The 17,222-nt window shown below is 70.3% G+C and carries 18 protein-coding genes; 5 read left to right on the forward strand and 13 right to left on the reverse strand.

Annotation, left to right across the window (positions count from 1 at the left end):
* Positions 1-57 precede the first annotated feature (57 nt).
* The 3 genes from ABNQ40_RS16200 to ABNQ40_RS16210 are packed head-to-tail and all read right to left on the reverse strand — an operon-like array spanning position 58 to position 2,459.
* Positions 58-1,449 (reverse strand): ATP-binding protein, encoded by a 1,392-nt coding sequence (locus ABNQ40_RS16200; protein ID WP_109051508.1) that lies wholly within the window; start codon positions 1,447-1,449, stop codon positions 58-60.
* A 22-nt stretch (positions 1,450-1,471) separates the two neighbouring features.
* The gene (locus tag ABNQ40_RS16205) at positions 1,472-2,131 is read right to left on the reverse strand and encodes a response regulator transcription factor (RefSeq protein WP_109051507.1); all 660 of its coding nucleotides are present in this window, start codon (positions 2,129-2,131) and stop codon (positions 1,472-1,474) included.
* A 4-nt stretch (positions 2,132-2,135) separates the two neighbouring features.
* On the reverse strand, positions 2,136-2,459 hold the full coding sequence (locus ABNQ40_RS16210; RefSeq protein ID WP_247879990.1) for a PepSY domain-containing protein: 324 nt from the start codon (positions 2,457-2,459) through the stop codon (positions 2,136-2,138).
* Positions 2,460-2,676: 217 nt separating this feature from the next.
* Between ABNQ40_RS16210 and ABNQ40_RS16215 the strand changes: the two genes are divergently transcribed.
* The 5 genes from ABNQ40_RS16215 to ABNQ40_RS16235 are packed head-to-tail and all read left to right on the forward strand — an operon-like array spanning position 2,677 to position 4,735.
* Positions 2,677-3,126: a cytochrome c maturation protein CcmE gene (locus ABNQ40_RS16215; protein WP_109051506.1), complete on the forward strand. Its 450-nt coding sequence runs from the start codon at positions 2,677-2,679 to the stop codon at positions 3,124-3,126.
* A 13-nt stretch (positions 3,127-3,139) separates the two neighbouring features.
* Entirely contained in the window at positions 3,140-3,271 is a 132-nt protein-coding gene (locus tag ABNQ40_RS16220; protein ID WP_282187219.1) for a hypothetical protein, read from the forward strand.
* Between the two features lie 24 nt (positions 3,272-3,295).
* Complete coding sequence (locus ABNQ40_RS16225; protein ID WP_109051505.1) at positions 3,296-3,832, forward strand: hypothetical protein; 537 nt, start codon at positions 3,296-3,298, stop codon at positions 3,830-3,832.
* A complete protein-coding gene (locus ABNQ40_RS16230; RefSeq protein ID WP_109051504.1) occupies positions 3,829-4,275 on the forward strand; it encodes a DUF1924 domain-containing protein in 447 nt (148 codons plus the stop codon). Before ABNQ40_RS16225 ends, ABNQ40_RS16230 begins: the two co-directional genes overlap by 4 nt.
* A 10-nt stretch (positions 4,276-4,285) precedes the next feature.
* Positions 4,286-4,735, forward strand: coding sequence for a diheme cytochrome c (locus ABNQ40_RS16235; RefSeq protein ID WP_109051503.1), 450 nt, complete (start codon positions 4,286-4,288; stop codon positions 4,733-4,735).
* Positions 4,736-4,745: 10 nt separating this feature from the next.
* Here ABNQ40_RS16235 and ABNQ40_RS16240 read toward each other — a convergent pair whose 3' ends face one another.
* From ABNQ40_RS16240 to fliF, 10 genes are all read right to left on the reverse strand, one after another.
* The gene (locus tag ABNQ40_RS16240) at positions 4,746-5,099 is read right to left on the reverse strand and encodes a hypothetical protein (RefSeq protein ID WP_109051502.1); all 354 of its coding nucleotides are present in this window, start codon (positions 5,097-5,099) and stop codon (positions 4,746-4,748) included.
* On the reverse strand, positions 5,096-7,000 hold the full coding sequence (locus tag ABNQ40_RS16245) for a hypothetical protein (RefSeq protein WP_109051501.1): 1,905 nt from the start codon (positions 6,998-7,000) through the stop codon (positions 5,096-5,098). Before ABNQ40_RS16245 ends, ABNQ40_RS16240 begins: the two co-directional genes overlap by 4 nt.
* Positions 7,001-7,019: 19 nt before the next feature.
* Entirely contained in the window at positions 7,020-7,817 is a 798-nt protein-coding gene (locus ABNQ40_RS16250; protein ID WP_109051500.1) for a MinD/ParA family protein, read from the reverse strand.
* Positions 7,814-9,094: a GTPase gene (locus ABNQ40_RS16255; RefSeq protein ID WP_109051499.1), complete on the reverse strand. Its 1,281-nt coding sequence runs from the start codon at positions 9,092-9,094 to the stop codon at positions 7,814-7,816. The genes ABNQ40_RS16250 and ABNQ40_RS16255 overlap by 4 nt, the downstream gene beginning before the upstream one ends.
* Before the next feature lie 46 nt (positions 9,095-9,140).
* Entirely contained in the window at positions 9,141-11,312 is a 2,172-nt protein-coding gene (gene flhA / locus ABNQ40_RS16260) for a flagellar biosynthesis protein FlhA (protein WP_109051498.1), read from the reverse strand.
* 41 nt (positions 11,313-11,353) lie between these two features.
* Entirely contained in the window at positions 11,354-12,904 is a 1,551-nt protein-coding gene (locus ABNQ40_RS16265) for a sigma-54-dependent transcriptional regulator (protein WP_391347235.1), read from the reverse strand.
* Between the two features lie 4 nt (positions 12,905-12,908).
* Entirely contained in the window at positions 12,909-13,847 is a 939-nt protein-coding gene (locus ABNQ40_RS16270) for a motility protein A (protein WP_109051496.1), read from the reverse strand.
* The gene (gene fliN / locus ABNQ40_RS16275; RefSeq protein WP_098737805.1) at positions 13,847-14,164 is read right to left on the reverse strand and encodes a flagellar motor switch protein FliN; all 318 of its coding nucleotides are present in this window, start codon (positions 14,162-14,164) and stop codon (positions 13,847-13,849) included. Before fliN ends, ABNQ40_RS16270 begins: the two co-directional genes overlap by 1 nt.
* A gap of 34 nt (positions 14,165-14,198) precedes the next feature.
* A complete protein-coding gene (locus ABNQ40_RS16280) occupies positions 14,199-14,975 on the reverse strand; it encodes a FliH/SctL family protein (protein WP_109051495.1) in 777 nt (258 codons plus the stop codon).
* A gap of 62 nt (positions 14,976-15,037) precedes the next feature.
* Positions 15,038-16,699, reverse strand: a complete 1,662-nt coding sequence (gene fliF / locus ABNQ40_RS16285; protein WP_109051494.1) for a flagellar basal-body MS-ring/collar protein FliF — start codon at positions 16,697-16,699, stop codon at positions 15,038-15,040.
* Positions 16,700-17,222 lie beyond the last annotated feature (523 nt).

Genomic DNA, 17,222 nt, shown 5'->3' on the forward strand with positions numbered 1-17,222 from the left:
TCCGCTTTCAAAAGCGCCTTTGTGCCCGCACCCTATCACAACAGCCGCAGCCCCTTCTCATCCCGCCGCCGCCGGCAAACGCAACACTGCCCTCAGCCCGCCCAGCGGCGAGGCATCCAGCCGGACGTCGCCGCCATAGAGCCGGGCCACATCCCGCACCACCGCAAGGCCGAGCCCCGTTCCCGGCATGCTTTCGTCCAGCCGCACCCCCGGCTCCAGCGCCGCCTCGCGGCTGTCGCCGGGCAGGCCGGGGCCGTCGTCGTCGAGCGTGACGCTCAGCATGCCGCCGGCCTCCCTCCGGCAGGTCACCCCGATCCGGCCGCGCGCCCATTTGCAGGCATTGTCCAGCAGGTTGCCCAGCATCTCGTCCAGATCCTCGCGCTCGCCGGCGAACAGCAGGCCGGCGGGGACATCGACGGCGATGTCCACCCCCGCCGCCGCATGCAGCTTGCGCATCACCCGCGCCAGCGCCGCGACGCAGTCCGCCACCGGCGTGCCGACGCCCGGCACGCCGCGGGCGGCGGCGGCGCGGGCGCGGGCCATATGGTGGTCGAGGTGCCGGCGCATCAGCTCCACCTGCCGGACCATCGCCGGCCCCACCGCGCGCGCGTTGCGCTCGTCCAGCGCGCCGGCCTCGTTCGCCAGCACGGCGAGGTTGGTCTTCAGCGCATGGGCCAGATTGCCGGCCTGCAGGCGCCCGCGGCCGACGACCTCCTCGGCATGGGCCAGCAGCGCGTTCAGATCCTCCACCAGCGGCCGGATTTCCGTCGGCATCGCCCCGTCGAAGCGCTTCTTGCCGCCGACCCGCACCTCGGTCAGTTCGTCGCGCAGGCGGGAGAGCGGGCGCAGCCCGATCTGCACCTGGATCAGCGCCGCGACGATCAGGGCGGCGGCCAGCACCGCAAGCGACAGGGCCAGCGTGGCGTTGAAGGCGCGGGTGACGCCGGCAAGCTCGGCCCGGTCGGCGGCGACGGCGATGCGGATCGGCTCCGTCCGCTCGGGCAGCAGGACGAAGCGCTCCAGCACGATCAGCGACTGGTTGGCCGGCCCGGCGGCGTCGTGCCGGTGCAGCCCGCCACCCTCCCCCCCGTCACCCTCAACCCCACTATCGGACATCCGGTCGGCAGGCAACTCCAGCACGCTGTCCCACAGCGAGCGCGAGCGCAGCGGTGCCGCTTCACTCTCCCCAACCTGCCAGTAGAGCCCCGACAGCGGCCGGCGGAAGCGCGGATCGCTGAGCGGCTGGCGCAGCGCCGGCTTGCCGTCGGCATCGGTCTCCAGCACCGCGGCCAGCTGTTCCAGATGGTTCGCCAGTTCGGCATCGAAGCGCTGGCGGACATGGGTCTGGAACAGGTCGGCGATGATCCATCCCGCCAGCATCAGCGCCAGCGCCACCCACACGGCGGCACCGGCCAGCAGGCGGAAGCGCAGCGACTCCGTCCATCCCATGACCTGCTCCCCAACCTTTCCCTCAGGGCTCGTCCGCGCGATAGCCCAGCCCGCGCACGGTCCGGATCACGTCCACCCCCAGCTTGCGGCGCAGGCGGCCGACGAAGACCTCGATGGTGTTGGAATCGCGGTCGAAATCCTGGGCATAGACATGCTCGGTCAGCTCGGTGCGCGACACCACCTGCCCCTTGTGGTGCATCAGGTAGGACAGCACCCGGTATTCGAAGGCGGTCAGCTCGACCGGCTGGCCATCCACCGTGACCCGCCCGGTCCGGGTGTCGAGCACCACGGGGCCGCAGGCGATCTCGGCGCTGGCATGGCCCTTGGCGCGGCGGATCAGCGCGCGGATGCGGGCCAGCAGCTCCTCCATGCTGAAGGGCTTCGCCAAGTAATCGTCGGCGCCGGCATCGATGCCCTGCACCTTCTCGTTCCAGGCGTCGCGCGCGGTCAGGATCAGCACCGGCACGGCCATCCCCGCCCGACGCCACGAGCGCAGCACCGTCAGCCCGTCGATCTTCGGCAGGCCGAGATCGAGGATCGCCGCGTCATAGGGCTCGGTCTCGCCCAGGAAGCGGCCCTCCTCGCCATCGGCGGCGGTGTCCACCGCATAGCCTTCGCCTTCCAGCCGCTGTTTCAGCTGCCGGGCCAGTTCGGCGGTGTCCTCGACGACCAGCACGCGCATGCTGTCACCTCCCCCCGCCGTGGGACTGGTGGCGGCCCCTGCTTCGCAGCAGCTCCCCGGTGGCGGCGTCATAGTCCAGCTTCATGATCCGGCCGTCCGCCGCGATCAGCTTCAGCTCGTACTGGAAGCCGTTCTCCTCGTCCTCAAGATCGACGTCGAGCACCTCGCCGCCGAACCGCTGTTTGGCGCTTTCGACAATGCGCTCCAGCGGCAGGATGCGGCCCTCGCGCAGGGCGGCGCGGGCGCGCTCATGGTCGTCGCCGGCCTGCGCCGCCGGTCCTGCCGCAAGGAGCAGGGCAACAAGGAGCAATGCGGGACCGGTCCTCATGATCGACCTCTCTGCCGGGGACAGCATCGCGCATCAGGGACGCGCGTTCGAACCAGCATATCGTCGCATCCCTGAACCGGCGCTGAATGCGCATGTCCTGCTGTCTCCAGCCTGAACGGCGGATGAACGGCCTGTTCAGGCTCGGCTCAGGCCGGGTGGCGCAGGGTGCGGTCCATCGGGCGCTTCGCGGCGCTCTCCCCACACCGCAGGTGATGCCATGCTGAAAGCCGCCACCCTCGCCACCCTCCTCGCCGTCACGCTCGCGGCCGGCGCCGCCGGTGCCGCCCGCGCCGATGATGACGACGACCACCGCCGCGCCGCCACGGCCCAGCCCGCCAGCCCGCAATCCATCGCCGAGGCGGTGAAGGCCGGCGGCGGCACCGTCGCCGGCACGGTCGAGACGGTGGCGGCGAACTGGTTCGTCCTGACCGACGGCCGCGACCGCATCGACGTCGCCAGCCGCGGCTTCCTTCCCGACGGCATCCAGTCCGGCGACCAGATCACCGTGGTCGGCGGCGTCCGTCAGGGCGCGATCCAGGCCGGCCAGATCATCCGTCAGGACGGCACCGCCTTCGGCCGCGACGCCCTGCGGATGCAGGAAGGCCGCCGCCATGGCCATGAGAAGGGCCACGAGAAGGGCCGGCACGACGACCGCGACGACGACTGAGCCGGGGGTCGCCATGCTGAAGAGGATGATCCTCCACACCCTGCTGGCCGCCCTGGTCATCGGCGCTCTCGCCGCCGCTTATCAGGCCAGGGCGGACGGCGCCGCGGGCATCGTCGCCCTGCTGACCACCGGCAACGGCGACTGACCTCATACGAGAACGGAGACCGCCATGTCCGCCCGCAAGCCAAGCGCCGCCGAGATGACCGCGCTGCTGGCCTTCCACGCCACCGTCTCGGGCGCCTTCATCGTCGCCTATCTGACCGGCGACGAGGACAGCTACGGCATGCATGTCTTCGCCGGCTATGCCGCCCTCGCCGCCATCCTCCTGCGCGTCGCGGCCGGCCTGCTGGCCCCGGCGGGAAGCCCGCTGCGCCTCCCCCGGCCCTCCGCCGGGGCGGTCGCGGCATGGCTCCGGCGGCTGCTCGCCGGCGATGCGCAGGCCCGGACGGAACGCAGCCCGCTGACCGCCTGGATGGCCGCCGCCCTTCTGGCCGGCGTCGGGCTGGCGGCGGCGAGCGGTGCCGCCGCCGATTTCTTCGTCACGGTCGAGCATCTGCACAAGGAGATCGGCGAGGCCGCTCTCCCGCTGATCCTGGCGCATGTCGCCCTGGTCTTCGCGCTGCATGGCCTGAAGCGGCTGCCGCCCGGCCTTGCATCGCGCTGGACGGCGTGGCGCTCAACCCCGACCAACCGGATGATCCCATGAAAATGATCCTCCTTCTCGCCGCCACTGTGGCGTTCGGCACCGGCGTCGCGCTGGCGGCGTCGGGCGATCCGGCCCAAAATCCGGCCCAAAATCCGGAACGTGCCCGCATCCTCGACGGCTACGCCGCCCAGGCCAAGGCGCCCGATTTCACCGGCTTCTCGGCGGAGCGCGGGCAGGCGCTGTATCTCGGCCCGCATGCCGGCGGCACGGTGGCCGACACCCCCGCCTGCGCCAGCTGCCACACCCGTGACCCCGCCGGGACCGGCCGCCATTACAAGACCGGCCGCGACATCCTGCCGATGGCGGTGTCCGCCAATCCCAAGCGCTTCACCGACCCCGCCGAGGTCGAAAAGCGGTTCGGGCGCGACTGCGTTAACGTCCTCGGCCGCGCCTGCACCGCGCGGGAGAAGGGCGACTTCATCACCTTTCTGTCGAACCGATAGGGAGCAACCGATGCGTTCCGACCCAAAATCCCGCAGGCTCGCCGCCTTCGCCGCCCTCACCCTGCTGGCTCTGACCGCCGGACCGGCAACCGCCGGCGAGTTCGAGCGGGTACGCCCCGTCACCGATGCCGCCACCCGGAAGGAGTGCGGCGAGTGCCACATGGCCTTTCAGCCCGGCCTGCTGCCGGCGGCGTCCTGGAACCGCATCATGGACGGCCTTCAAAACCATTTCGGCGAGAATGCCAGCTTGCCGGCCGACACCGCCGCAGCCATCCGCACGTATCTGACGCAGACTGCCGGAAGCGGCGACGGCCGCCTGATCCGCATCAACGAACAGCGCTGGTGGCTGCGCAAGCACGATTTCGACCCGTCGATCTGGAGCCGCAGGACGGTCGCCGCCAAAAGCAACTGCGAGGCCTGCCACCGCACCGCGGCCCAGGGTCTCTACGAGGACGACTGAGCCGCCCTTGTCAGAGCCGGCGCAGCCGCCCCAGCAGCGACGGGTTGTCCCAGGTTGGCTGCCGGTCCTCGATCACCACGCGGTGGGGCAGGGGGGAATCGCCTTCCACCGTCACCTCGACCCAGCGCGGCACCAGCTCGTTGTTGATGTCGTCCAGAATGGCGACGGCCAGCGCCTCCAACCCGTCCGGGAAACTGGCGAACTCCGCCAGATAGGCCACGACCGACGCCGGATCGGGCACCAGAAGGTCGGGCACCAGCCGCAGGGTCAGCCGCACCCCCGGCAGCGGTTCGCCGCGCAGCTCCACCAGGAAATCGTGGCGGGCGTCGGGGGACGGGCAGGTGGACAGGCGCTCCCGCCTCATGCCGACACCCCCAGCCCGGCCTGACCGGCGCGGGTCAGCTTCACCCAGCTGCGCGCGCCCGACTGGAAGGACAGGCCGCCGGTGTAGCCGACGGCCCGCACGCTGTCGGCGAAAACCTGGATCAGCTCCACCCGCAGCTCCGGCGGCAGGGCGGCATGGCTGCGCAGGATCAGGTCGAAATGGTTGGGCCGCACCAGACCGTCGAGCTGCATCGGCCCGAACCGGCTGAGGTCGAGGTCGATGATGAAGCGGCTGCCGGGATTCGACCGCTCAGCTCCGCCGCTTTCCTCATCCTCCTGCAACGGGTGGACATGCAGCCTGATCGGCTTCGGCCCGTTCGCGTCCATCAGCGGGATGGTGTAGCTGCGCCAGTCGCCCGGCAGCGGTTCCGCCGCCTCGCGGCGCAGCCCGTCGAAATCCTTCTCCAGCCGCTCCAGCAGGTCGCGCCGCCCCGCCTTGTCGAGGGCGGAGGCGGCATCGTCGCCCAGCCAGCCCTGCGCATCGCCGCCGCGCATCGCCGACAGGAAGAAGCCCAGCGCCGCGGTCAGCTTGCGGTTCGGCTGTGGCATCGTCGCCAGCATCGCCTTGGCCGCCGCCGGATCGGCCGCCGCCAGCGTCGCCATCAGCTGCCGCATCGCCGGCCAGTCGCGCCCGTCCAGCGGTCCCGGCGGGCCGGGCAAGGCGGGGGCCGCCGCCTGGGTGGCGCGGGCGAGGTCGGCCAGCGCCGCCGTCACCTTGGTTCCCTGAGGCAGGCTGGCCGGGACGTTCAGCGCCAGCATGCCCTGTTTGGTCGCCAGGATCGGCTGGCCCTGCGGCGTGCTGCCGGCCACCGTGCCGCGCAGGATGGGGGTGTCGGGCGGCAGGGCCGGCTCGTCGGCTTGCGGCATCGGCAGAGCGGCGGCCTGTCCGCCCGCTTGCTGGCCGGATTGGCTCCCCGCCTGCTGATTGCGCCCGTTGGCCTCCGGGTTGCCCGTCCCCGGATTGCCGGGCGGCTGGGGCTGTTGCGGCGGCGGCGTGACCGTCAGGATCTTCAGCGCCACCGTGGCGCCGCGCGGCAGGTCCGGCGGTTCGGGATTGCCGGCGGCTTCCCCCGGCGGGGGCGAACCCGATGCGTTGGAGCCGGGCGGAGTGGGTGCCGTCGGCGTCTCGGCGCCGGGATGGGCCGCGTTGCCGCCCAGCTGGACCGGCGTGCCGAAGGTGGCGCTGCCGCCGCCCATGGTCGGGGCGGGCGTGGAGGGTCCGCCCGTCGCCGCGGCAGGCGTCCCGGCGGCCGGAGCTTCCGGCTTCGCGGTCCCGGCCGGTGCGGCGGGGGCCGGTGCCGTGGGCGTCGGCTGCGCCGGGGGCGCGGCGGCGGTCGGCAGCTTGGCGCCCGACCCGCCGGCCAGCACCAGTGCCGGCACGACGGTGCCCGGCAGCAGCGGCGGCAGGGTGGTCGGGACGGTGGTTTGCGTCGGGGTGGGCAGCAGCACGGCGGGCGTGGCGCCGCTGCCGGCCGGCGGAGCGGGTGCCGCTCCACCAGCCTGCCCGGCGTTTTGCGGCGTGGCCGGGCTCGCCAGCGATTGCAGCAGGATCAGCGCCGTCGGCTTGCCCGGCAGCGCCGTGGCCGGCGCGCCCGTCGGTGCCGTGCCGCCGGGGGTCAGCTGCACGGTGACCGGCTTGTCCGGCGGCAGCTCCACCGCGCTGTCGAGCAGCAGCTCGCCCGCCGCGGTGCGCACGCGGGTCAGCCCCTCCGGCGTCTGGCCGGCGACGGTGCCGGTCAGCACCACCGGGCGGGTGACCTCCGGCAGCCGTTCGGGAAGCTGGACGACCGTCGCCTCGGCGGTCACGGGTGCGGGCGCGGCGGGGGCTGCCGCGGCGGTGGCGGCGGCCGGCGTGACCGACGGTGGGATTGCCCCGCCCATGCCCGCCCGTCCCGGCCGGTTACCGGGCGCTGGCGAGCAGCCGCTGCACGATGGCCTCGACGTCGCGGGCCGCATCGCTGGCGGGCGAGCGGGTCAGCAGCGGGGTCTGGTTGCGGATGGCGTCGCGCACCTTCAGGTCGCGGCGGATGATGCCCGCCAGCGCCGGCTTGTATTTCAGGAAGTTCTGGCAGGCCTTCAGGATGGTGCCGTAGGTCCGCTCGCCGTCCTTCACGCTCTGCGCCATGTTCACCACGATCCGCAGGTCGGCCGACGGGTTGGTGGCATGGGTCAGCTTGATGAAGGCATAGGCGTCGGTCAGCGAGGTCGGCTCGTCCGTCGTCACCACCAGCGTGATGCCGGCCGGACCCGACAGGGTGCGCACCGTGCGGTCGACGCCGGCGCCCATGTCCATCACCACCCGGTCATAGCTCTTCGCCAGCTCCAGCAGGTCGTTGCGCAAGGACGACAGGCGCTGGCTCGGCAACTGCGCCAGCGTGCCCGAGCCCGAACGGCCGGCGATGATGTCGAAGCCGGTGTCGGTGAAGCGCTGCGCCGCCTTGGCCAGCGTCACCTCGCCGTTGATGACGGCGCCCAGATCGTTCTTGGGCGAGAATCCCAGCTGGATGTCGACGTTGGCGAGCCCGAGATCGCCGTCGAACAGCAGGGTGTTCATGCCCGCCTTGGTCAGGGCGTGGCTGAGCGTGATCGAGAACCACGTCTTGCCGACGCCGCCCTTTCCACTGGCCACGGCGATGACGTTGGCGCCGCGCAGCGGGCGAACGTTCTTGAGGGCGGCCGGGAACACCGGATCGGTCATGGCAGGGTCCTCGACGAGGGGGAACTGGCGGCTTTAGCCTTGGTTGCGGGTTTTGCGGTTGCGGGTTTCGTCGGCTTGGCCGCCGCGGCGGCCCTGCGCGGTGGTGGTGGCGGCGGTGCCGGCTCGATCTCCGGTTCCCCATCCTCCGGCTCATCGTCCTCGGCCTCATACCCCCGCCCGAAGCTCGGCTTGCGCTCGGGGGTGCGCTCCGGCTCGTGGTCCTGATGGCCCTCGTCGTCGTCCCAGCCGGCGCTGCGGGCGGAACGTCGCGGCGCCGATTCCTTGACGGCGGGCGCCTTCTCCTCGGCCGGGATCATCATGCGGGCGAGCGCCAGCGGGTTCAGCGCGGTCAGCCCCTCCGCCACCTTGGACGAGATGCTGGCGTCGCAGAAGGACAGCCGGGCGCGCGCGGCGATGGCAAGCACGCTGCCCAGCCGGCGCGCCATGTCCAGCCGGGTGACCAGCATGCGCCGCACACCCACCGCCTTGAAGGCCAGCGCCATGTCGGCAGCCTCCAGCGCGTCGAGCCCGGCGGGCAGGACCAGGATTGGCTCCACCTCGCCGGCGGACAGCAAGGCGCGCAGGTCCTGCATGTCCTCGGCGTCGAACGGGTTGCGCCCGGCGGTGTCGACCAGAACCAGATCGGTCCGGCGATGCACCTCGAAGGCGCCGGCCAGCGCGTCGGGATCCTCCACCGTCGCCAGCTTCAGTTTCATCAGCCGGGTGAAGGCGGCCAGCTGGTCGACGCCGCCGGCCCGCACCGTGTCGGTGGTGATGACGCCGACCGAGCATTTCCGGAAGACGGCGCGCGCCGCCAGCTTGGCCGCGACCAGCGTCTTGCCGGACCCCGGCGGGCCGACCAGCGCCAGCGGCTTCACCGGCGACCGGCCGTCGGGCAGCGGGTTGAAGGTGAAATAGGAATCGAGTGCGGAGCCCAGGGCCAGCCGCGGGTCCTCGGTGTCCAGCCCGGAGGCCGCGTCGATCAGCTGTTCGGCCAGCGACGCCGGCACGCCGTGGCGTTGCAGGGCGTCGGCCACCACCTCGCCGACGTCGATCTCGGGTTCGACCGGCCTGGCCGGTGCCTTGGCCCGGCCGCCGCGCCCGGAACCGGATGCCGGGGCCGGCGGCAGGTCGTCCTCTTCCACCGCCGCCGTCACGCGCACGCCGCCGCCTTCCTCCTCGCGCGTGGCGACGATGATGGCGTCGTCGCCCAGCGACTGGCGCACCATCCGCATGGCGTCGGACATGGTCTTGGCGTGGAAGGACTTCAGCCGCATCGGCAGCGCCTTCCGTCAGCTAAGGGGATGGGAACGCCGCGCGCCATCAGATCTGCCCCAGCGTCTTGATGCGGGCCTTCGGGTGGATCTCGTTCTGCGACATGACCACGGTCGCCGGCCGGAACCGCTCGACGATCGAGCGGACGAACGGACGGATCAGCGGGCTGGTCAACAGAACGGGGCTCTCGCCCATCATGGCATGTCGCTCGAAGGTTTGACGGACGGAGGTGATGAACTGCTGCAGGCGGGACGGGGCCATCGTCAGCTGCCGGTCGTCGCCGTCGCCCACCAGCGATTCCGCGAAGCCCTGCTCCCATTCGGGCGACAGGGTGACGAGCGGGATGAAGCCCATCTCGTTCGTGTTCGCGTCGCAGATCTGCCGGGCGAGGCGGGAGCGCACATGCTCGGTGATCTGGGTGATGCTGCGGGTCTGGCTGGTCGCTTCGGATACCCCTTCCAATATCGTGGGAAGATCCCGGATCGAAACCCGTTCGGCAAGGAGATTCTGCAACACCCGTTGCAGGCCGCCCACAGTGATCTGTCCGGGCACCACGTCGGCGATCAGCTTCTGGTGTTCCTTGTCGGTCTCGTCCAGCAGCTTCTGCGTCTCGGTGAAGGACAGCAGCTCCGGCATGTTGTCCTTGATCAGCTCGGTCAGGTGGGTGGTCACCACGGTCGACGGATCGACCACGGTGTAGCCCTTGAACAGCGCCTCTTCGCGGTATCCCGGCTCGATCCAGATGGCGGGCAGTCCGAAGGTCGGCTCCACCGTCTGCTCGCCGGGCAGGCTCATGGCGTCGCCGCGCGGGTCCATCACCAGCAGCATGTTGGGCCGGATGTCGCCGCGCCCGGCCTCGATCTCCTTGACGCGGATGATGTAGGTGTTGGGCGGAAGCTGGAGATTGTCCTGGATGCGCACCGCCGGCATGACGAAGCCGACCTCGCCGGCGATCTGCCGGCGCAGCCCCTTGATCTGGTCGGTCAGTCGGTGGCTGCCCGCCTGCGGCTGGTTGATCAGCGACAACAGGCCGTAGCCCAGCTCCAGCCGGATCAGGTCGATGGCGAGCGCGGTGGCGATCGGTTCGTCCGGCGCCGGTCCGGCACCAGGCCCGCCGCCCGGTCCGGCGCCGGCCGCAGCCGCTTCCTCCGCCGCCGCGGCCTCTTCCGCCTCCTTCTTCGCGCGCAGGCGCGGCATGTACCAGGCGGCGAAGCCCACGGCGCCGATGACCGGGGCCAGCGTCAGGATCGGCATGCCCGGCAGCAGGGCCAGCACGCCGATGGCGCCGGCCGACAGGGCCAGCGCCTGGCTGTGCCCGGTCAGCTGCCCCACCACCGCCTTGTCGGTGGAGCCGCCCATGCCGGCCTTCGACACCAGGAAGCCGGCGGAGATCGAGATCACCAGCGCCGGGATCTGCGACACCAGGCCGTCGCCGATGGTCAGCTTGGTGAAGGTGTCCAGCGCCGTCATCACCGGCATGTCGTGGCGCAGGACCGCGATGGTCACGCCGCCGATGATGTTGATGAACATGATCATCAGGCCGGCGACCGCGTCGCCCTTCACGAACTTCGACGCACCGTCCATCGAGCCGAAGAAGGCGCTTTCGTCCTCCAGCTCCTTGCGGCGGGCGCGCGCCGTGCTCTCCTCGATCATGCCGGCCGACAGGTCGGCGTCGATGGCCATCTGCTTGCCGGGCATGGCGTCGAGGGTGAAGCGCGCCGCCACTTCGGCGATGCGGCCCGAACCGGCGGTGATGACCTTGAAGTTCACGATGGTCAGGATGGCGTAGATGATCACGCCGATGACGAAATCGCCGCCCATGACGAGGCTGGCGAAGGCCTCGATCACATGGCCGGCGGCAGACGTCCCCTCATGCCCCTGCGTCAGGATCAGGCGCGTCGAGGCCATGTTCAGCGACAGGCGCAGCAGCGTGGTGATCAGCAGGATCGTCGGGTACGAGGACAGCTGGAGCGGCTTCTCGATGAACAGCACCACCATCAGGATCAGGATGGAGACGGTGATGTTCAGTCCCAGCATCATGTCGAGCATGACGCTGGGCAGCGGCATGATCAGGCCGACCACGACAATCAGGATGCCGATGGCCATCGCCACGTCGCCGCGCTTCAGCGACGCCTTGGTGACCGCCCACATCTCGCCGAAGGCGGCCATGTTGCCGGGACCGCCGCCCCCGCCGCCGCCATTATGCTCCGTCAGCGCCATGGATGCTCCCGCCGCTCAAGGTCCCGGTCCCGGACGGGGGCTCAGGCCGTCGCCCGTTCGTCGTTGCCCGGGGTCGGCACGCTGCGGCCTTCGTCGCCATACTGCTTCAGCTTGTTGCGCAGCGTGCGGATCGAGATGCCCAGGATGTTGGCGGCGTGGGTGCGGTTGCCCAGGCAGTGGGTCAGCGTCTCCAGGATCAGGTCACGCTCGACGTCGGCCACCGTGCGGCCGATCAGCGCCGCCAGACCGGCGCCGCTGGTGCCCGCATTGGCGGCAGCCGCGGCGCTGCTGTTGGCGGCCATGCCGTAGGGACCGGGCTTGCCGCCCTTGGGCGGACCGTAGCTGGTCGGTAGGGCAGGAACGGCGGGCTGTGCCGGCTGGCTCGGTTGGCTGGCGGCGGCGGCCGGAACCGTGCCGCCGGGACCGGCGAACGGGTTGGCGACCGGCGAGTCGGCGGGGATGGAGGCCTGGGCGCTGCCTTCCGGGGCCAGCATCTTGCTGGTCAGCATGATCGCTTCCGGCCCGACTTCTTCGCCGCGCGACAGCAGGACGGCGCGGTGCATGGTGTTTTCCAGCTCGCGCACGTTGCCGCGCCAGTGATGCGTCTTCAGCATCAGCATGGCGTCCTCGGTCAGGCGCTTGTCGCCCAGACCGTTGGCCTCCGCGTATTTCTTCAGGAAATGCTCGGCGATCATCGGGATGTCGGCCGGGCGTTCGCGCAAGGACGGGATCGCCACGCTGAAGACGTTCAGGCGGAAATACAGATCCTCGCGGAAGTTGCCGGAGCGGACCTCCGCCTCCAGATTGCGGTTGGAGGTGGCGATCAGGCGGACATTGACCTTCACCGGCTGGCTGGAGCCGATGCGGTCGATCTCCTTCTCCTGGATGGCGCGCAGCAGCTTGGCCTGGAGCCTGGGGTGCATCTCCGACAGCTCGTCCAGCAGCAGGGTGCCGTTGTTCGCTTCCTCGAACTTGCCGAGCCGCCGGGCGACGGCGCCGGTGAAGGCGCCCTTCTCGTGGCCGAACAGCTCCGATTCCAGCAGGTTCTCCGGAATGGCGGCGCAGTTCACCGCGACGAACGGCTCGCCCGAGCGCCGGCTCTTGCGGTGGATGAAGCGGGCCATCAGCTCCTTGCCGGTGCCGCTCTCGCCGGTGATCATCACCGAGGCGTCGCTGGGCGCCACCTGTTCGGCAAGGCGCAGCGTCGCCAGCATCGCCGGGTCGCTGCACACGATGGAGTGGCTTTCCTCGGCCACCGCCTCCAGCACCGCGGCGATCAGCTCGGCGTTGGGCGGCAGCGGCAGATACTCCTTGGCGCCGGCGCGGATGGCGCGCACGGCGGCGGCCGCATCGGTGCCGATGCCGCAGGCGACCACCGGGATGGTGATCCGCTCCGACTTCAGGCTGTCGATGAAGGTCGCGATGTCCAGCTTGACATCGATCATCACCAGATCGGCACCGGCGGCGGCACGCAAGGCGGTCAGCGCCCCTTCGATGCTGTCGGTGTGCGACACCTTGGCCCCCCGCTTCATGGCGATCTTGCCGGCGGCGGTGATGTAGCCTTCCAACGTTCCAACGATCAGCAGACGCATAGCCTTACGCTCCCACTCTCGGGGCTTCCCGGTCGAAATACTGGATCCGCTTTCCAGGCGGCAGGACGGCGTTCAGGAGCATCTCCAGACGCCGCGGATTCTCCTGGCGCGCGATGGACACGGCGCCGATTGTATAGAGGGTCTTGACCAGCGCGTCCTCCTCCGCCGCCCGCTCCACCTTGGCGGCGAGCGGGGACAGGACGACGTTGCCGAGCACGGCCCCGTAGAAGGTCGTCAGCAGAGCCAAAGCCATCGCCGGCCCGATGGCCGACGGGTCGCTCAGGCTGCCCAGCATCTGCACCAGCCCGACCAGCGTGCCGATCAGCCCCATGGCCGGCGCCACTTCCGAGGCGCGGCGCAGGACGCCGGCGCTCTTGCCGTGGCCGCCGGCGGTCGCCTCGACCTCGCCGGTCAGCATTCGCTCGATGGCGTCGGGCGGCAGCCCTTCGGTGATCAGGGTGACGCTGCGGTGCAGGAAAGGCTCGGCGCGCAGTTCCGGCAGGACGTTGCGCAGGGTTTCCGGCCCGGCCCGGCGGGCGGCCTCGGCCAGCAGCAGGACCTGCCGCGCCACGCCCTTGGGGTCGAGCGTCTGGTGGACCAGCACCGCCGCGGCGTTCTTCCAGGCCACCGCCACGTCGCCCAGCGAGAAGGAGGCGGTGGTGACCGCCAGCGTTCCGCCCAGCACGATCAGCAGCGACGGCGGATCGAGAAAGGCACGCGCCGACCCGCCGGTGGTGATGGCGATCAGGATCACCCCGGCCGCCGCCGCCAGCCCGACCAGCGTCGCCACGTCCAGCCCGCCGCGCAGCCGCACGCTCCGCCCCGGCGCGGTGGCGCCGGTGGGATTGCCTGCCGCCGCCGGCTCGCCCTGCGCCGCGGCACGGGTGCCGCCGCCTTGGGCTGCCTTGGCTCGGGCGCCGCCGGTGTCGGACGACACCGCCATCAGCCGCGGTCCGACTTGATGATTTCCGTCATGGTCACGCCCAGCCGGTCTTCCACCACCACCACCTCGCCGCGGGCGACCAGGCGGTTGTTGACGTAGATGTCGATGGCCTCGCCGACCTTGCGGTCCAGTTCCACCACGGCGCCGCGGCCCAGCTTCAGCAGCTGCGCCACCTGCATGGTCGATTTGCCCAGCACCGCGGAGATCTGGACGGGGATGTCGTACACCGCCTCCAGATCCTTGGTGATTCCGGGGCTGGCATAGTCGTCGCCATCGCCGCCGTGCAGATCGTTCAGCGAGAAATTGTCGCTCGGCATGTCGGTCTCGGACCTCCTTCATTCCGGTCACCCCTTAGACGGGGGCCGGAGCCTCCAGCATGTGCGCCGCGCGGCGTTCGATTTCGTCCAGCAGCTGGGCGGTGTCCCGCTCCACGCCGCCTTCGGCCCATTCGATGCGGCAGCCGCCGGGAGCGATCGACGGATCGCCGATCACCATCAGCTTGGCCCCGAAGCCGCGCGATCCCACCGTCTCGTCGAGATGGTCGCGCACCAGCCCCATCGTGTCCTCCGCCACCCGGATGACCAGCCGCGGCTCGTCGATCAGGTCGGTCAGGCAGGCGCGGACCATTCCCTCCACCTCGACCATGCCGCCGCGCCGCGCCCATTCGGGCATCAGCTTGCGGACGATGGCGAGCGCCAGATGGACCGGCTGTTCGCTGCGCGCGGCGTTGCCCGCCTCGTGCGCCGCCAGCAGATGGGCCACCCCGTCGGCGATCTGGGAGAGCGCGTTGGCGATGCGGGCGTTCACCGTCGCCTCGATCTCGGTCTTGCCGCGCTCGTACCCGGTGTTCTGGCCGGCGGCCATGCCGTCGGTGAATCCCTTGCCGTAGCCCGCCGCGGTCCCTTCGGACTTGCCGGCGGCCATGCCCTCGTCATAGCCCTGGGCGCGGGCGGCGGCCAGCTCCGCCTCGCCGAAGGTCGGGGCCGGCGGCAGTTCCGGCTCCGGCTCGGGCTCCGGCATGGCCGACAGCTCGTCCTCGGGCAGCAGGTCGTCATCCTCCACATGGGTCATGCGGGGGACGGCGTCCACGTCGAAGGACTCGTCGAAGAGGAATTTGCGCACGCTCATCGCCGCGATCCCCCTGCGGACAAGGTGGCCTCAAGCGGTGTGGGTTCGGAGGCCGGCATCGCTCAGCTCTCCTGATACAGCCAGTTGCGCAGGATGGAGACCGCCTCTTCCGGATGCTTGTCGACGATCTCGCCGACCTTGCGCAGGGAGGACGCGCGGACGCGGCCTTCCACCCGGTTGATGTCGATCATCTGCTCCAGTTCCTCGTCGGCCTGCGCCGCTTCCAGCGCCAGATCCTGGGCCAGCGCGCCGGTGGGGGCGGCGAGTGCGGCCGGCATGCCGGCCTGATCGGTCAGCAGGCGGTCCATCTCGTCCTCCTCCTGCATCTCCGCCTTCTCGAAGGCGCGGGAGATCAGCGGGCGGATGACCAGCAGGATGATGAGGACGGCGACGATGCCCAGGACCACCATCTCCGCGATGCGGAACAGGTCGTCCTTGGTCATGCCCATGAACAGCTCTTCCGGCTTCTGGATGTCGTCCTCGGGCGACCAGAAACGCATGTTGATCACCTCCAGCGAGTCGCCGCGCACGGCGTCCAGCCCGACGGCGGACCGCACCAGCGCCTTGATGCTCTCGATCTCCTGCTCGCTGCGCGGCTGGTAGGCCGGCGGTGCGTCCTTGGAGAGCTGGTAGGTGCCGTCCACCAGCACGGCGACCGACAGGCGGCGGACCTGACCTGCCTCGCGGACATGCGACTTGGTGGTCTTGGTGATCTCGTAGTTGATCGTCTCTTCGTTGCGGTTCGACTTGTTCGAGGACAGCGGGCTGGCGCTGCTGCTCGCCTGCGCCGTCGGCAGGTTCTGGTCCACCGTCACCGGGGCCAGCGGGTCGCGGTCGCTGCTCTCGCTCGACTCGGCCACCGTCTGGGTGGAGCGAACGACCTGGCTTTCCGGATCGAAGATTTCCGACTGGGTGGTGATGCGGTCGAAGTCGAGGTCGGCGGACACCTCCGCCCGGACCTTGCCGTAGCCCAGCGTGCGGCCCAGCAAATCCTCGACGGTGCGGGCCAGCCGGCCCTCATAGGCCTGCTTCTTCTCTTCCGCGTTGGCCGCCATCGCCTCGGCGCTGTCGTTGCCGGTGCCGCGGGCCAGCAGCTTGCCCTTGTCGTCGACGATGGAGATGCGGCCGGGGTCGAGGTTCGGCACCGAGGCGGCGATCAGCTGCTGGATCGCCTGGATGTTCTCGCGGCTCAGCTGGGTGCCGGGGCGCAGCTTCAGGAAGACGCTGGCGGTCGCCGGGTTCTGCTGGCGGGCGAACAGCTCGCGCTTGGGCAGCACCAGATGGACGCGGGCCTGCTGCACGCCGTTCAGCGTCTGCACCGTGCGCGCCATCTCGCCTTCCAGCGCGCGCAGGTGGTTGATGTTCTGCATGAAGCTGGTGGCGCCGAAGCCTTCGCCCTTGTCGAACAGCTCGTAGCCGACCGAACCGCCGGACGGCAGGCCCTGGGCCGCCATGCGCATGCGCATCGGCCCGACCTGATCGGCCGGGACCATGATCTTGGTGCCGGACTTGTCGACGGTGTAGGGGACCTTCGCCTCGTCCAGCTTCTTGGCGATGGCCGCCGCTTCCGTCTGCTGGAGTTCGGAATAGAGAAGTTCCATCTCCGGTGTGGACAGCCGGGTGGTCAGATAGACGAAGAATCCGATCAGCAAGAGCCCGACGCCGCCGATCGCCGCGAGGCGGGCGGGCCCGAGATTGCGCAAGGTCTGCAGCAGGTTGTTCACGCGCGGTCCCCGATCGGAAGTCTTTCCGGCATGGTCTCCACACAGTCTCCGTTCGCGATTGCGAGACGGTTTGTGCAAGTTCCGCGCCGGGCTTGCCTACGTTGGGGCATGCTGCGGCGTCTTGATGAAGAGAGGGTTAATCGGCGGCAGTTTTTGCCGGGCGCCCGGCAAAATATGCCTAGTGCCCCGCAAATGTTGCAGCCCTGCGACCGCGGCGCCACAGCGTCTTCTGCAACTTTGGGTCACAATGCCGCAGCCGAACCGCGGCATGGGCGGCATGACACCGATTGCGCGACTTTCGGTAAAATCATACCGCGCAATGCGCGAGAAGAGTGCGGTCCTATGACCAACAGGGCGATTCTCGCGAACAGGCGCCTGCCCAAAAGAGGTATCTGGTCCAGCCAAGGTTGACATCGGCAGAACCCGATCATAGCTGAGTTGCATTCCATGCCCGAAATCGGCCGATTCGTCTTCCCGGCGAGGTGTTTCCAGGCGCGGCCGCCGGAGGCGGTGCTTTACGGCG

Origin of the sequence: Azospirillum sp. A23 (genome assembly GCF_042938965.1) — a bacterium.
GTDB lineage: Bacteria > Pseudomonadota > Alphaproteobacteria > Azospirillales > Azospirillaceae > Azospirillum > Azospirillum melinis.